The following is a 14,629-nucleotide window of genomic DNA, read 5'->3' on the forward strand; positions in this document are numbered from 1 at the left end:
GGCCTATCGTCTGACGTACCGGCTCACGTCGTGGCTGTACTTCCTGCTGCACCGACTGGCGCCGTCGCACACGACCACGACCGAGCACCTGGGCCGCGCGATGATCGCCGTCGTCCACCTCCAAGGCAGCCCTCCTGCTGTGCTGCCGGCCACCTCCAAGGCAGCCTTCTCGCTGTGCTGTCCAGCCCCGACATCAACTGGCTGGGAGCCGTCGTCGGGGGAGCGGTGCCCGGAGGGGAACTCCGATGAGTGAAGGCGCGGGGCCGGTCTGGGCTCGATCAGCGTTCGGGGCTGGCGGCCTGTGGGCGGCGATGGCCGGTTCCGAGGGCGAGGGTCTGCCCACGACCAACTACACGGCGGGGCAAGCTGAAACACTCATGATCCGCCGGACAAGTCCTTAGGGGACCAGTCCTGTTTGTCCCGATGCCTGGCGGTAGGTTCTTATGCCACCATGAACAGATGCCAGAATTAGTCGAGTTGAAGCTCGGTGACGGGACAGGCGTGTTCGTCGAGGTGTTCTCGCCGGCATCTGCTCCGACCGCCGATCTGGACCTGCCGGACGGTACGGGCTCCGTGGTACCGGTGGGCCGTGGTCAGCGGGTGGCGGCAGCCACAGGCCAGGCGCTGAGCGATATTCTGCGCCCGCTCGGCTCCGTACTGGATTCCGTGCACCAGGCGATGACCTCCGCGCTGCGCCCCCCGGACGACGTGGCGGTGGAACTGGGCGTCAGGCTCTCGCAGGACCTCAAACTCGGTATCACCTCCGCCCAGGGCGAGGCGGTCATCACCGTCCGCGCCACCTGGAAGCTGGGACCGCAGGCCGGGTAGCGGGATGGACGACCTGGACCGCTCGGTGAAGGCCGCGCATGCGGCGCTCTACGGCAACAATGGTCCCCGGGCCGTCGGCGGAGGTGTCCTGCTCACCGGCGAGCACGTATTGACTTGCGCGCACGTGATAAATCAGGTTCTGGGTCGGCACTCCTTTTGCCAGGACCGGCCCGCCCGTCTCGGTGACGTCGTGCAGGGGGTATCCCTCGCCCTGCCCGGCATCACCTCCACCCAGCGTTTTGAGGCTGCGCTGGAGGGTTGGTTCCCCGCCCGCCGCCCAGACGGCGCACCGGCGCAGGACGGGGATGCGGAGTGGTGCGGCGATCTCGCCCTGTTACGCCTTGTGAACGGGCCGCTGCTCCCGGACGCGCCGCCGGACATGGGCCGTTGCCGGGTCGGCAGTGTCACCTATGCGTGGTTCGGCAGCGGCGCGCCGAGCACCATCGCGGCCGCCGTGGCCCAGGGTGTGACGGATCGATGGATCGTCCTGGACTGTCCGGCATCGGCGCAGTCGATCGTCGAGGGGTACAGCGGTTCCCCGTTGTGGGACCGGGAACAGCAACAGGTCGTGGGGCTGTTGGTGAGCCGACGCGGCCAGCGGGCTTTCGCGGTGCCCGTGTGGAACGTCTCCTCTTTGCTGCGAACACAGGGTGCGAATCTCAGCGCGATCGTGCCTGCAGTCCTGGCGAAGGACAGCCGTCGTGCGGCATTGACCCAGCAACTCCTCGGCCCGCTCCGAGTCTGTTTGACATCTGCAGAGAACCGATCGGAGTGCGCGGAGCACCTGGGGAGGGAACTGGAGCTGCCCGGCGTTCCGACCACCGCATCCCACGAGTGGTTCGCCCGCACGGCGCTCTCCCGGCCCCGGGGCGTGCCCACACTGCTGGCCCTGCTGCACGCCTTTGCCGCGACGGAGGACGACCGGCGTTGGGTGCGCACCACGGCGCTGCACACCACGGCCGACCAGTTCCTGACGGCATGCGAGCATCGGGAACTACTCGATCTGCTTGCCGGCCCGGTGCCCGGCCCTCAGAGGGCGGCAGCGAAAGCCTTGGTGTTCGGGCCGTCGTTGGCTGCTCTGGACTGGCCCGAGGCCCTCGCCCTCCTGGAGTGCTACCAGTCACGCTACGGGAAGGTGCCGCCACTGCTCCGAGCCATCGAGTTCGCCGCCGCGCACACCGCTGCCGTGGACACCAGGCAGGCCCTGTACGCCTGGAACGACGCAGTAGCCCGCCGCCTCGGACTCGCCGAGAGTCTGCGCGAACACCGCGCCCAGGCCCGGGAGTCCGTGGACGGCGCTGTCACGGCACCCCTGGTCCAGCTCCAGCTTTGGCGAGCCGTCGGCACCGAGACCTTCACCTCTGTCCTGCACGCCAGCGACGCTGACGGCTCGGTGATCCACCACGAAACGCACGACCGGCCGATGCCGTTACGGACGCTGCTGACAGAACTGGCCGCTGTGCTGGAGACGATCGCAGAGCGCAGCGCGCCGGGCGCGCTGCCGATCATCGAGTGCTTCGTACCCCCCAGCGAACTCGATCTCCCCGTCGACCAATGGGTCTACCAGACAGACGACCTCTTTCCAGCAGTCCTGGGCCAAGACTTTCTCTGCGTGCTGCGATGCCCGGAACTGCGTCGTCCAGCGTTCCTGCCCGAATTGCGCTACCGATGGCAAGCCCTGCACTCTGGCCGAACGGCAGTGCTGTCGCGGCACGACCCGGCGATGCAGGAACGGGGAGCTGCCAGCCCCATCTGCGCGGTGGCCCTCGCGTGTCCTCCGTCCGAGTTGGTTCGGCTACGTGTCATTGCGCTGGCTGTTGGGGTTCCCGGAGTCGTGTGGCTGCGTTCCACCGCAGCCGGGTTGAAGGGGGATGAGCTGGCCGAACTGACGCAAGGACTGGCTCCGCACGAGCTTCCCAGGCGCGTCTACGAAGCCAGACTCAGGACCGGAGTTGGGGCCGGGTCCGGCGAGATGGGGACGCGGCTGGCCCTAGTGTGGGACCGGCCCGACGGCGTTCCGCAGACACTTCAGCTCAGCGACCCACCGCTGTAACGTGAGAGGAGTTCCGACTCTTGTCAGACGACATGTACAGCTGGCGGTTGTACCGCGGCACGAGCGAGATTAACGGAGCACCTCCACAGTTGCCTGCCGCACCCCCGTGGCGCACATTCACTCCGCGCAGGCACAGTGCTCCGTTGGAATACCGGATCGGATCCCAAGAGGCAGACGTGGTGAACGCTGCGCTGCATCTGCGGCGCCCCCTGCTCGTCACCGGTCGGCCAGGGGCCGGAAAGTCTTCACTCGCGGCCTCCATCGCGCGTGAGCTGCAATTGGGCGAACTGCTCAGCTGGCCGGTGAACAGCAAGACCTCACTCGTTGACGGCCTCTATCACTACGACGCCGTCGGACGTCTACGGGAGACAGGACGGGCCCGCGAACTGGGCACGACGGCACCGGAAGTCGGCAGCTACATCAGACTCGGTCCCCTTGGCACCGCCTTGGCCACGGGGGAGCCAGGCCGGCCTCGGGTTTTGCTGGTGGACGAGATCGACAAGGGCGACATCGACCTGCCCAACGATCTCCTAGTGGTCTTCGAAGAGGGTTCCTTCGAGATCCCGGAACTCGTCCGCCTGCCCGACGACAGCCCTGACGTCCCGGTCATGCTCGCCGGCAGCAGACAGCGCTACAGCGTGCACCAGGGCGTCGTCTCCTGCGCCGAATTTCCGGTGGTCGTGATGACCAGTAACGGCGAACGTGACTTTCCCGCGCCTTTCCTGCGCCGCTGCGTGCGGTTGGACCTGCAGGAACCGACCGGTGACCAGTTGCGTGAAATCGTGTCCGCCCATCTGGGAGAAGAGGGTCTGAGAGCTGCGGAAGACCTGATCGCAACCTTCCTCGAGCGTCGCGACCAGGATCAGTTGGCGCTGGCTACGGACCAACTGCTCAACGCCGTCCATCTGCGCGTCACTGGTGTCGACCTGGGACGGGAGGGCTTGTTGAACGCGGTCTTGCGCCCGCTCGAGGAGACGGGTCCGGGCCTCGAATGATCGAGCGGTTGCGCGATGTGCTGGCAAGCTCCGGTATCGCTCTCACTCCCGCGGAACTGGCTGACGTCCTCTGGCTCGCCCTGCGCCTGCCCACGGAAGGCCTCACGGCCGCCCAGAACCCCGTCCCCCACGCGCTGCAAGAAGGCGGCGGCCCCGCGGACATCCCGACGCCACGTTCCCAGGAGCAGCACGGCTTCGCGGCAGACTCCGACCTCTTCAGTTACGGCGGCGACGGCGTGCCCGGTACCGCCGGCGACCTCATGAGACTCCCCGCCGAGCGAACCCTGCCCGGCAGCCTGGCGATCGGCAGCGCACTCAGATCCCTCAAGCGCAGCACACCGGATCACAGTGCCAAGGAAATCGACGACACCAGCACGGTCGATCTGATCGCCGAAACCGGCATTCTGGACGTGGTCCTGCAGCCGATGAAGGGACAGTGGCTGGACGTCTCACTGGTGGTGGATGACGGCCTCTCGATGAAACTATGGCAGGAGACTGCCCGCGAATTGCGCATCCTCATGGAACAGACGGGTGTCTTCCGACGTGTCCGGGCGTTTGGCCTTGACACAAGAACGCCAGACGCCCCCGTGCTGCGCACCGCCCCCTTCCGCCCATCGGGCGCCCGTGTCGCCCCGCAGTCACTTTGCCCTGCGGACCGGCGCGCGGTCGTGCTGATCCTGTCGGACGTCATCGGGCCGGGATGGCACACGAGCGCTACCCAGTCCCTCCTCAGCTTCTGTGCCGAACGCTGTCCGACTGCCATCGTGCAGCCCCTCCCCAGACGTCTGTGGGCCGGGACCCGGCTCAACATCGAACTCAAGACGGTCAGCGGGCCACGGGCGGGCAGCGCCAACAAGGCGCTGCGCGTGGACGATCCCTGGCTCCCTCCCGAACTGGGCCAGTTCACCGGAGTTCCTGTCCCGGTGGTGGAACTGCACCCAAGCGCGCTGGCCCAGTGGGCCAAACTGGTGGCCGACGGCAGCTCAACCCCCCTGCACGTCATCCCGGTGAGCAGCGATCGGCAGAACTCTCCCACCTCCTCGTCTGTCAGTGCGCCTGCCGACCTGCGCGAACACCTCGCATTCTTCCGCCGAGCGGCGTCCCCCGAGGCGTTCCGACTTGCTGGCCATCTGGCCGCAGTCCGCCCCCTCACCCTCGGGCTGATGCGCCTGGTGCAGCGCTCCGTATTCGGCCGGTCGGATCCCGCTCCGCTGGCAGAAGTCCTGCTCGGCGGTCTCATGCGGCAGAGCCCTGATCCGGCCCGGCCGAACGTCACCCACTACGACTACCGGCCGGGAATGCGCGATCTGTTGATGGAAACCGTGCCCTCGGGTGATCTCCTGAAAACAGCTCAGCTCGTTACCGACGGCCTCCGCCTTTCGCAACCGGCGCCCCGCACGTTTTCGGCGATCCGCTCCGACCTCTCCGGCAGTCTCCGACTTCCGCCCGGCGCATCCGCCTTCGCCCTCGCGGCGGTGCCGCTGCTGCAACACTTTGGGCTCACCAAGCGCGGGCCAGGAAGCGAAGGAGATCTCATGGAGGGGAACGGACAGCAGCTGATCAGCGAAGGGCCGTTGGAATCCCTGACCTCTCGCGATGAGGAATTGCAGGCTCTGGTTGCCGCCCGTGCCTGGCGCGCAGCCGTCTCCCGCGCGGAAATTGTCCTGGAACAGCTCACCGCCCGGCACGGTGAACGCAGCTTGCCCGTGTTCGCCGGCCGCCGCGACCTGGCGGAGTGGATCGGTCTGGCCGGGGCGCCGCAATCGGCACTGCGGCTGCTTCGGCAACTGCGGGCCGAACTGGAAGACCTGCTCGGCCCGCACGACCTCCGGGTACTTTCGATCGCCGTGTCAGCCGCCCACTGGGCCGGTACGTCCGGGCAGCCCCGGGACGCGGCGGAGCAACTCACCGCGATCCTCGCAGCCCAGGAGCAGGCGTTGGGGCCTGACGACCTCGAGTGCCTGAGCACGCGCCGACGGATGAGCTACTGGACGGGAGTGATCGGCAAACCCGAGGCCGCGCTCCACCTCCACCTCGACCTGTTGCGCCGCGAGGAACGCCTCCTTCCGCACAACGACCTCATCACCCTCAACACGCGTGCCAACGTCGTCTCCTGGACTGGCCGCAACGGACGTCCCGAGGAAGCGAGGGAACTGTGCGCCCAACTCGTGCAGGACGTCGAGAACACTGCTCCCATAGACCACCCGCTGCGCTCGATCACCGCCTCGGAACTCGCTCACTGGACCGCTGAGGCAGGTGATCCGTCCACCGTGGTCACCCAATTGACCCATCTACTGCCCAAGCTCTACGAAGTGATGGGAGTCGCGCACTCCTACCCCTACGCAACCCGCCAGAGAATCGCCCACTGGACCGGGGTGCTGAGCGACCCCCAGGCCGCGCTGGAACAGATGCGTACGCTCCTCGTCGACATTGCGGCCGTTCTGACCGCGGAGCACCCCGTGTTCCTCTCCAGCCGCGTCGAATACGCCCACTGGACCGCCCGGACCGGCTACACGGCCGAAGCCCGTCAGCTCCTTGAGAACCTCTTGCCCGAAGTCTCGGAGATCCTAGGCCCGCAGGCCCCGGAAGCTGTTCGTGCCAGGAATCTCCTGGACAGTCTGGGTGACCAGGTCGAGTAAGGTCGTCATGTCTGTTGCCAGCTCGATTCGAGCCTCCACGACCCGTGCGGTCGGCGGGCTGCCCCCTGTCTTCTGGTGGTTGTGGGCCAGCACGCTGATCAACCGACTGGGCACCTTCGTCGCCCCTTTCCTGACGCTCTACCTGACCACTTCTCAGGGCCGAACTGTGACGTTCGCCGGGCTGACCGCAGCGGTGGTCGGTGTGGGGGGAATGACAGGTTCGCTGGTCGGCGGCGTCGCGACGGACCGTCTGGGAGGCCGGACCGTGCTGCTGGCATCCCACGCCAGTGCTGCGGCCAGCACTGTGCTTCTCGGACTCAGCACTAGCGACGTCCTGCTGGTGACCTCAGGATTTCTTGTCGGTCTCTTCTCCGGAGCCTCCCGCCCCGCCACCAGCGCGCTGATGCACGATCTCTTGGACCACCGGGACCGTGTACGGGCGTTCTCCCTCAACTATTGGGCGATGAACCTGGGATTCGCGGCATCGGTACTCTTCGCCGGTTTCGCAGCAGAGGCCGGATACCAACTCCTGTTCATCGCCGACGCCTGTGCCACGCTGGCATGCGCACTGGTCCTGCTGTATAAGGTCCCCGCACCGGCAATCAAGAAATCCGTGGCCACCGGCCCACCCGACCACGCATTCGGCAGCCTGCGCACGAACACACCATTCCTGCTGTGCGTCGTGCTGTTCACTGTGCTCAGCACGGTGCTTCAACAAATGACGGTCACGCTCCCGGTCGCCATGTCAGCATCCGGTCTCACCCCGGCGACCTGCGGGGCCCTCATCGCCCTCAACGGAGTGCTGATCTGCGTTCTCCAGGTTCCAGCCGGTCAATACTTGTGCCGGCGTTCGCCGTTCACCATGCTCGCGATGGCGGCCGTTCTCATCGGCGCCGGGTTCGGCTTCACGGCCTTGGCGTCCTCTGTCCTATGGTTCGCTGTGACGGTGTGCATCTGGACCCTCGGTGAGATCATCAGCGGCCCGGTCAGCATGGAGGTCACGGCCAGGTTCGCCGGACAGGGGAAACAAGGGCGTTACCAGGGTATGGCCGCCTTCGCCTGGACCGTCGGCGGCACTATTGCCTCAGCAGCAGGTGGATTTGCCTACGGACACTACGGCAGCTCTGCCCTCTGGATTGCCTGTGCCGGCGCATGTCTCATGTCAGCCATCGGTTTCATGTTGTTGCATCAGATCCAGCCGAGATTGGCCAAGCTCACGTGATACATACACCCGGCCCCGGCTCGTGGATCAGTTGGTCGAGCAGGAACCTCACCCACATCTGAACTCGAAGCCGCGACGGGCGTCACACACCTGACCTCCATCCACTCCAGGCGGTCAGCGCCCAGATGAGGAGGTGGTCAACGGTCAACCGCGAACTCTGGCCACAAGTGTCGGCGTACGGGCTTAACTCACCAGCCGCGTACGGACGAACGTACCCAGCCGTCGGGGCCTTGCCCGCCAGGCTGTGCTTCGCGCCGAAGGCCGCGTTCGAACGCGAGTCGCTCGCGCCCTGGAGAAGCGCGGCTGGCACCGGTGATGCGGCCTAGTAGGGCCTGGTCAGGTTCGTACGGGGGTGGGTATGGCGCGGTGGCAGGTGGGGCAGGCACCGTTCCAGGTGGCGATGAGTGTCTGGAGTTCGCGGACGACCTGGTAGAGGCTCAGACCTGCACCGCGGCTTTTGGGTGGTGGGCCAGTCGTTGCAGGGTGCAGAAGGCGTGGGCGGCGGAGACGAGGGTGACGTGGTGGTGCCAGCCACCCCAGGTGCGGCCCTCGAAGTGGGAAAGTCCCAGGGCCTGTTTCATCTCGCGGTAGTCGTGCTCGATGCGCCAGCGCAGCTTGGCCAGCCGCACCAAAGTGGCCAGCGGCATCCCGGAGGGCAGGTCCGAGAGCCAGAACTGCACCGGTTCGGGTTCGGTGGCCGGCCACTCGGCCAGCAGCCAGCGTTCGGGCAGTTCAGGACCGTCGCTGGCCTTGCGGACGCCTCGTCCGGCAGGTCGCACGCGCAGGGCCACGAACCGCGAGTACATGCGCTTGAATCCGCTGATCGACTTGCCGGGCCGGGAGCCTTCCCAGTGCGTCGGACATCAGCGTCCCGTCCCTTCTGCGCGGTACTCGACGGCGGCTTCGGTGAGGCGGAGATAGGCGTCTTCCAGCGAGGCGCCGGCCGGCACGAACTCGTTCATTGTGGTGTCGGCCAGAAGTCGGCCGCGGCCGATGACGAGCAGGTGGTCGGCGGTCAGGGACATCTCGGCGGTCAGATGGCTGGAGACCAGCACGGTGCGTCCCTCGGCGGCCAGTGACCGCATCAAGGTCCGGATCCGCCGGATGCCTTGCGGGTCAAGGCCATTGACCGGCTCATCGAAGATGAGTACCGGCGGGTCGCCGAGCAGTGCGGCGGCGATGCCGAGGCGCTGCTTCATGCCGAGGGAGAAGGCGCCGGCCCGGCGGCCGGCGACGTCCGACAGGCCGACCAGGTCGAGTACCTCCTCGATCCGGTCGTGCCGGATGTGGTTGGAGGCTGCGAGCGCGGCCAGGCCCGCCGCGGAACGCCTGCGCCTCGCCCGCGAAATGCACGACGTGATCGCCCACTCGATCAGCGTGATCTCTGTCCAGGCCGCCTTCGGCCGCCTCGTGGCCGAAGACCGCCCTGCCGAGGCGCGCGGCGCGCTGGAGGCGATCGAGACGACCGGCCGCGAGACGCTCGCGGAACTGCGCCGCATGCTCGGGGTGCTGCGCGAGGACTCCGAAGCGCCGGAGCTGGCACCCGCGCCGGGGTTGGCTGACCTTGAGCGGCTTGCTGAGCGCACCCGCCGCGCGGGCCTGCGGGTCGATCTCGCCGTCACCGGAGAGGTGGCGCCGATGCCGCCGGGCTTGGCGGCAGCCGGGTACCGCATCGTCCAGGAGGCGCTGACCAACGTGGTCAAACATGCCGGCGCGACGACGCGCGCGTCACCGTCGGTCACGGCCACAGCGAGCTGACCGTGACCGACGACGGCACCGCCCGGCAGGCCCCGCAACGTGACGGGCGCGGCCTGCCGGGCATGCGCGAGCGGGTCACGCTGTACGCCGGCACGCTGGAGGCCGGCCCGAGCGAGTCCGGCGGTTTCCGCGTCCACGCCCGCTTACCGGTCGGCCCCTCGCCGCTGCCCCCCGCCACTGGGACGACCGTGACCGACCTGCACGTCGTGGGCACCGCCGGCACCGGCCGCGAGGCGGTCGCCACAGCGGCCGAACACCGGCCCGACGTTGTCCTCGTGGACGTCCGCATGCCCGACATGGACGGCATCGAGGCCACCCGCCGCATCACCGCCGCAGGCCACGCCCGTGTCCTGGTGCTCACCACCTTCGACCTGGACGAGTACCTCTTCGGAGCACTGCGCGCCGGAGCCAGCAGTTTCCTGCTCAAGGACGCACCGCCCGACGACCTGCACGCCGCCATCCGCACCGTCGCCACCGGCGACGCCCTCCTCGCCCCGGGCCTTACCCGACGCCTCATCGCCGCCTACATTGACCGACCCGCCCCCCGACCACGCGGCCAGCCCCTCACCGCTCCCGCGATCCGTCACCAGCCGCGAACACGAGGTCCTTCTGCTCATTGCCGAAGGACTGTCCAACGCCGAGATCGCCGACCGGCTCTGCATCGGCGCCGGGACCGTGAAGACCCACGTGGCCCGGCTGTTGGCCAAACTCGACGCCCGCGACCGCGTACACCTCGTCATTCATGCCTACCGCACCGGTCTGACAGGCTGATAGATACCTCCGGGAAGGAGGCACGCACCCCCACTGCCTCAAGGACACGGGAGGGCAACGGCCCGCCTGGGTACGTTCACGTGTACGCCGACACCGGCTCCGAGAACACGGCCCAAAACGATGTGCAGTTGACGATCGACACCCAGGCCGACACCTACGAGCAGGCGGTCGCGGCGGTGCAGGCCGCGTACGGGCGTGGTGCGAAGGCATCAGGCTGCCCGGCTCGTGTGGCATGCGTGCAGTGCGTAGGGACCTCGAGGGTATCTGCCCGCTTCATGCGGTGTGGCTCAGCCAGCGCTGCAGGGTGGTGTTGATGTTGGCGGGCAGGGCGCTGAGTTGGTCGATGGCGTCGCGGTCTTCGGGCCGCGGTGGGATGCCGGCTGTGGTCAGCGCGGCGTGCAGGGCTAGGCGGCGCTGGTCGCGGGGGGCGATGGGGATGCTGAGGCGCTCGGTGGGGTTGGGCGGCGGCAGCAGGCAGTTGGTGTCCTGCCCGGCGGCCGGGGGCCAGGCGCTTTCCGCCGGGTCGCCGGCGTAGAGGTCGACGAAGGTCTGCGGCGTGTGGTGGTCCAGGGCGATGCTCACGTCGGTCTCCTCCAGCAGCGGGTGGATGTGCGAGGGGAGAGCCCTCCACGGCCGGGTGTGGTTGCGGTTGCCGGGCGATGTCACGCCGATGGCGTCATCGGCGGCTCATCGTCTTCTCCGACCAACACAGCAGCAAGCCGGCTGGATGGCCCTGCCGCTGGTAGGACGGGCGCCGACACCGGCACAGAGGCTGTTACGCACTTTCGGGTGGCGGTCCGTTGGGGGGTGGGGTGGCGCGCTCTGGCGGCGGGAGGTGACGGGTCAAGGCGCGCACCGGTTGGGGATCTGGTGGGGCGTCAACTTGGTGTGTTCGCCGCATAAATGGACGATGCATCCAACAGTCACAGCAATGTGGGCGAAACGTAATGGAGTGCGCATATGGCGTTCACGATCTGCACACGGGGGTCATGGTGTGGGTGTGCGGCCAAGCCGGCCGCCACCCGCACACCGCACCAGCCCATCCCGTCCGGCCCGCAAAGGCCCGGGGGTGGGCGGGTGCCCGTACAGCCCTGGGGGCTTTGTGTCTTCTTCCATGGTGACCGCTCGTCGTCTGTCCGCCGCCGCTCTCGCGGCCGCCGCGATCGTCGGGGCGGTGGCGCTGCCGGCGTCGGCGGCCGATCACGCCCGGCCCGAGCGGGCGAAGGTGGAGATCAGCGCGGTGCAGTACGACTCGCCCGGCCCCGAGGACCGCTCGCGGCGTTCGCTGAACAAGGAGTGGGTGGAGCTCACCAACACCACGCGTCGCGACGTCAACCTCGACGGCTGGACCCTGACGAACGAGGACGGCCGCACCTACACCTTCGACCACTACCGCCTGGAGGGCCGCGCCACCGTCCGCATCCACACCGGCGAGGGCCGCGACAGTGGCAGCGACCTGTACATGGACCGCCACAACTACGTGTGGGACAACTACTCCGACACCGCCACCCTGCGCAACGACCACGGCCGCTTCATCGACGACGCCTCCTGGGGCGGGCGCCACCACCGCGACGGCGGCCACCACCACGACGGTGGCCACGACCGCGACGGTGGCCACGACCGCGACGGCGGCCATCACCACTGACCCTGCTTTCCTCATCAGCGGCACGGCGTGATGTCGCAGGTGTAGGGGCATGGCCCCGGCCGGTTCGGGCGAATTCCAGGGGTCGTTGCAACACAAGTTGATCATCTGGCTGTTGCCAGGAGCTTAGCGAGACGCTCGGCTGGGGTTTCCCAGCCGAGCGTTTTGCGTGGCCGGCTGTTCAGCTCAGCCGCGACGGCGTCCAGCTCCTCGCGGGTGTAGCTGGCCAGGCTGGTGCCCTTGGGGAAGTACTGCCGCAACAGACCGTTGGTGTTCTCGTTCGAGCCGCGCTGCCAGGGGCTGCCGGGGTCGCAGAAGAAGACCGGCATATCGGTGGCGATGCTGAAGTCCTTGTGCAGGTGCATCTCGGAGCCCTGGTCCCAGGTGAGAGAGCGTCTGAGCTGGGCGGGCAGGGTTGAGACGGTCTGGATGAGCGCGTCCCGCATCTCGGCGGGGCGGCGGCCTTCGGGCACGTGGACCAAAGTGACGAGGCGGCTGGAGCGCTCGATGAGCGTGCCGATAGCGGACTTGTGGGCCTTGCCGATGATGAGGTCGCCCTCCCAGTGTCCTGGGACGGCCCGGTCGGCGGCCTCGGCGGGCCGGTCGCTGATCATCACCATGTCCCTGGCCATGCGGGGCTGGCGCCGGTAGGACTGCCGGTGGGATCGGCGCATCGTGCGGCCCGTGCGCAGTGCCTTGGCCAGCTCCCGGCGCAGTTCGCCGCGGCCCTGGGCGTAGAGGGCCTGGTAGAGGGTCTCGTGGGTCACATGCATCTCCGGCCGGTCGGGGAAGCGTGTCCGCAGAGCGTGGCAGATCTGCTCGGGGCTCCACCGGCGTTCGAGGTGGTGCTGGATGAAGTCGCGCAGTTCGGGGTTCTGGCCGATCTTTCCCGCCTTCGGCCGAGGCCGGCGGGCGTCGGCGCGGGACTGGGCGGCGTGCGGGCGATACGTCCAGCGGGAGGCGTCCCCGCGCAGTGGCATGCCGTTGCGGCGTATCTCCCGGCCGATGGTGGAAGGGCTCCGGCCCAGTTCAGCGGCTATCTGCCGGATCGACGCCTTCTCTCGCAGCCGATCGGCGATGTGGATGCGCTCGGGCTCGCGCAGATAGCGGCACGGCTTGTCGGGCGACAGCGGTCTGCGGACCGGTGGAGCACCCCGCGTCACTCCCGTGGCCTGGCGGCCGTGCCGCCATCGCTTGCCAGTCCGCCGGTTGATCCCGACGATCCGGCAAGCCTCTGTGTTGGTCAAGCCCTGATCCATGAGCCGGAAGTATTCCGCTCGCTCACGGACCAGGACCTTGCGGCCTTGAGCCCCCTGCCGGTTCTCCCGAATCCTGAAGTCATCGCACCCCCCTGAACCGGGGTGTTGCGACGACCACTAGAACGGAAGTCGTCCGGCCGGGGCCATACCGTGGTTCAGGCCATGCCCGGGACGGCACGGGCGCCTTTGGCCGACGGGTCTGGGCCTGCGCGGCAAATGGGCAGCGGCTTGGTCATCGGAGTTCGGTGATTGCTGTGAGGGGGTGGAGGCGTGGCCGGTTGGAGGTGCGGGCGGCTGTGGCGTGTTTGCGCAGGAGGCGGGCGCGGCCGTCTTCGACGGTGTGGTCTTCGGTGAGGACTTTGCTGAAGGTCTTGATGACGGCGTCAGTGCCGACGGGGTCGGGATCAGGGGGCGCCTGCGTGCCGGGGAGGGTGAGCAGGAGTGGGGCGCTTTCGCCGGCTTCGTGGCGGGCGTCGTCCAGGAGCTGGGTGAAGTGCCGGTGTCGCCGCCCAGGATCCGGACGAAGGTTGCCAGGACGTCGTGGTATTGCACGCCAGCGCACCATGGCGCCCCCACGGACGCGTACATGCCCTGCGGAGCCTGCGACCGGCCTGGCGGCACCCGCGCGTGCGCCGCGGACGAACCCGCTCGGTCTCGATCCTCAGAGACGTCCTCGCTGCTCCGTCTGGTCTCGTGGTGTCACGGGAGTGATCCAGACGGTGGGCGGAATGCACCCGGGTGCCTGCCTAACAGCGTGCCTCTGCCATGTTTGCAGGGAGGATGGGTGCTCGCGCACTCGTATACGGGGATTGAGGCGACGCCAGTGGGATCCGAGGGCGATGGCTGTGGGGCCGCGAACGGTTACCTGATGCACGCCCGTTACGCCCTGAGCGAGCACGACGGCTGCATCGCCGAAGCCCGCCACCGCGCTGTCGCCTTCCTCACGAAGGCCCAGGTTGACCGTCATCTGCCCGTGCCCCCTCGCGCGAGGGACCTCACCCAGCTGGTGGTCAGCGAGCTGGTCACCAACGCCCGCAAGTACGCTCCCGGCCCTGTTCTGCTGGAACTGTGCATCAATGCCCGCGCCGTGGACGTTGTCGTGTGGGACAGCGACCCCACCGTGCCCGTTGCCAGGGCCGCTGATCCCGACCGGATCGGCCAGCACGGCCTGGAGGTCGTCAGGGCCGTCACCGAAGCCCTGTTCATCGAGCAGGAGCTGGTCGGCAAGCGCATCACGGCCCGCATCGCCCTGTCCGGCGGTCCCGGTGGACACGCCACCAGTACCCACCCCTCGTAACAGCGTGCCCCGTTGGCCCGTCGTCTTGCCATGACGGTCTGCCCCGGACGCCACACGGGCCCCAAAGTGCGGGCAGCCATGACATCCCCTGGGGCCTGGCCGGGGTGTGCGGGTTCGACGAGACTGTGACGCCTCACGCGTGCGCCGGCCGGTTTCCGGCTGGCC

11 protein-coding genes and 2 pseudogenes are annotated in these 14,629 nt (G+C 68.1%); 9 read left to right on the plus strand and 4 right to left on the minus strand.

The genetic code is table 11. From position 1 onward, the window contains the following. Window positions 1-459 precede the first annotated feature (459 nt). Genes RKD20_RS45910 through RKD20_RS45930 form a run of 5 tightly spaced genes read left to right on the plus strand, consistent with a single transcriptional unit; the run spans window position 460 to window position 7,737 of the window. Window positions 460-828 (plus strand): CU044_2847 family protein, encoded by a 369-nt coding sequence (locus RKD20_RS45910; RefSeq protein WP_424882953.1) that lies wholly within the window; start codon window positions 460-462, stop codon window positions 826-828. A 4-nt stretch (window positions 829-832) separates the two neighbouring features. Continuing rightward, a complete protein-coding gene (locus RKD20_RS45915; RefSeq protein ID WP_424882954.1) occupies window positions 833-2,881 on the plus strand; it encodes a trypsin-like peptidase domain-containing protein in 2,049 nt (682 codons plus the stop codon). 32 nt (window positions 2,882-2,913) lie between these two features. Next, a complete protein-coding gene (locus tag RKD20_RS45920) occupies window positions 2,914-3,876 on the plus strand; it encodes an AAA family ATPase (protein WP_424883483.1) in 963 nt (320 codons plus the stop codon). Further along, a complete protein-coding gene (locus tag RKD20_RS45925; protein ID WP_424882955.1) occupies window positions 3,873-6,515 on the plus strand; it encodes an SAV_2336 N-terminal domain-related protein in 2,643 nt (880 codons plus the stop codon). Before RKD20_RS45920 ends, RKD20_RS45925 begins: the two co-directional genes overlap by 4 nt. A gap of 7 nt (window positions 6,516-6,522) precedes the next feature. Beyond that, window positions 6,523-7,737 carry an MFS transporter gene (locus tag RKD20_RS45930; protein WP_424882956.1) on the plus strand — a complete coding sequence of 405 codons (1,215 nt, stop codon included), beginning with the start codon at window positions 6,523-6,525 and terminating at the stop codon, window positions 7,735-7,737. 437 nt (window positions 7,738-8,174) lie between these two features. Here the strand turns inward: RKD20_RS45930 and RKD20_RS45935 are convergent. Together RKD20_RS45935 and RKD20_RS45940 are read right to left on the minus strand one after the other, a co-directional pair. Next, window positions 8,175-8,543: pseudogene (locus RKD20_RS45935) on the minus strand (transposase); the annotation flags it as partial. Window positions 8,544-8,600: 57 nt separating this feature from the next. Then, entirely contained in the window at window positions 8,601-9,194 is a 594-nt protein-coding gene (locus RKD20_RS45940) for an AAA family ATPase (protein WP_424883484.1), read from the minus strand. On the opposite strand from RKD20_RS45940, the gene RKD20_RS45945 reads away from it, so the two are divergent. Further along, a complete protein-coding gene (locus RKD20_RS45945) occupies window positions 9,085-9,495 on the plus strand; it encodes a sensor histidine kinase (protein WP_424882957.1) in 411 nt (136 codons plus the stop codon). The two genes, RKD20_RS45940 and RKD20_RS45945, sit on opposite strands and share 110 nt — an antisense overlap. A gap of 164 nt (window positions 9,496-9,659) precedes the next feature. Beyond that, window positions 9,660-10,266 (plus strand): annotated as a pseudogene (locus RKD20_RS45950) (response regulator). 273 nt (window positions 10,267-10,539) lie between these two features. Here the strand turns inward: RKD20_RS45950 and RKD20_RS45955 are convergent. Further along, complete coding sequence (locus tag RKD20_RS45955) at window positions 10,540-10,932, minus strand: hypothetical protein (RefSeq protein ID WP_424882958.1); 393 nt, start codon at window positions 10,930-10,932, stop codon at window positions 10,540-10,542. 448 nt (window positions 10,933-11,380) lie between these two features. Between RKD20_RS45955 and RKD20_RS45960 the strand changes: the two genes are divergently transcribed. After that, on the plus strand, window positions 11,381-11,911 hold the full coding sequence (locus RKD20_RS45960) for a lamin tail domain-containing protein (RefSeq protein ID WP_424882959.1): 531 nt from the start codon (window positions 11,381-11,383) through the stop codon (window positions 11,909-11,911). Window positions 11,912-12,012: 101 nt separating this feature from the next. On the opposite strand, the gene RKD20_RS45965 is transcribed toward RKD20_RS45960, so the two are convergent. Continuing rightward, complete coding sequence (locus RKD20_RS45965; protein ID WP_424883485.1) at window positions 12,013-13,200, minus strand: IS30 family transposase; 1,188 nt, start codon at window positions 13,198-13,200, stop codon at window positions 12,013-12,015. Between the two features lie 835 nt (window positions 13,201-14,035). Here RKD20_RS45965 and RKD20_RS45970 point away from each other — a divergent pair. Then, window positions 14,036-14,464, plus strand: coding sequence for an ATP-binding protein (locus tag RKD20_RS45970; protein ID WP_424882960.1), 429 nt, complete (start codon window positions 14,036-14,038; stop codon window positions 14,462-14,464). Window positions 14,465-14,629: the final 165 nt, after the last annotated feature.

Origin of the sequence: Streptomyces sp. SLBN-8D4, assembly GCF_049739545.1 — a bacterium.
Taxonomy (GTDB): domain Bacteria; phylum Actinomycetota; class Actinomycetes; order Streptomycetales; family Streptomycetaceae; genus Streptomyces; species Streptomyces canus_C.

Bases quoted from the DNA above. Each gene is read 5' to 3' on its own strand.
- RKD20_RS45920 (WP_424883483.1), top strand. From the start codon at position 2,914: ATGTACAGCTGGCGGTTGTACCGCGGCACGAGCGAGATTAACGGAGCA.
- RKD20_RS45970 (WP_424882960.1), top strand. From the start codon at position 14,036: ATGCACGCCCGTTACGCCCTGAGCGAGCACGACGGCTGCATCGCCGAA.
- RKD20_RS45960 (WP_424882959.1), top strand. From the start codon at position 11,381: ATGGTGACCGCTCGTCGTCTGTCCGCCGCCGCTCTCGCGGCCGCCGCG.
- RKD20_RS45910 (WP_424882953.1), top strand. From the start codon at position 460: ATGCCAGAATTAGTCGAGTTGAAGCTCGGTGACGGGACAGGCGTGTTC.
- RKD20_RS45915 (WP_424882954.1), top strand. From the start codon at position 833: ATGGACGACCTGGACCGCTCGGTGAAGGCCGCGCATGCGGCGCTCTAC.
- RKD20_RS45930 (WP_424882956.1), top strand. From the start codon at position 6,523: ATGTCTGTTGCCAGCTCGATTCGAGCCTCCACGACCCGTGCGGTCGGC.
- RKD20_RS45925 (WP_424882955.1), top strand. From the start codon at position 3,873: ATGATCGAGCGGTTGCGCGATGTGCTGGCAAGCTCCGGTATCGCTCTC.
- RKD20_RS45945 (WP_424882957.1), top strand. From the start codon at position 9,085: ATGCACGACGTGATCGCCCACTCGATCAGCGTGATCTCTGTCCAGGCC.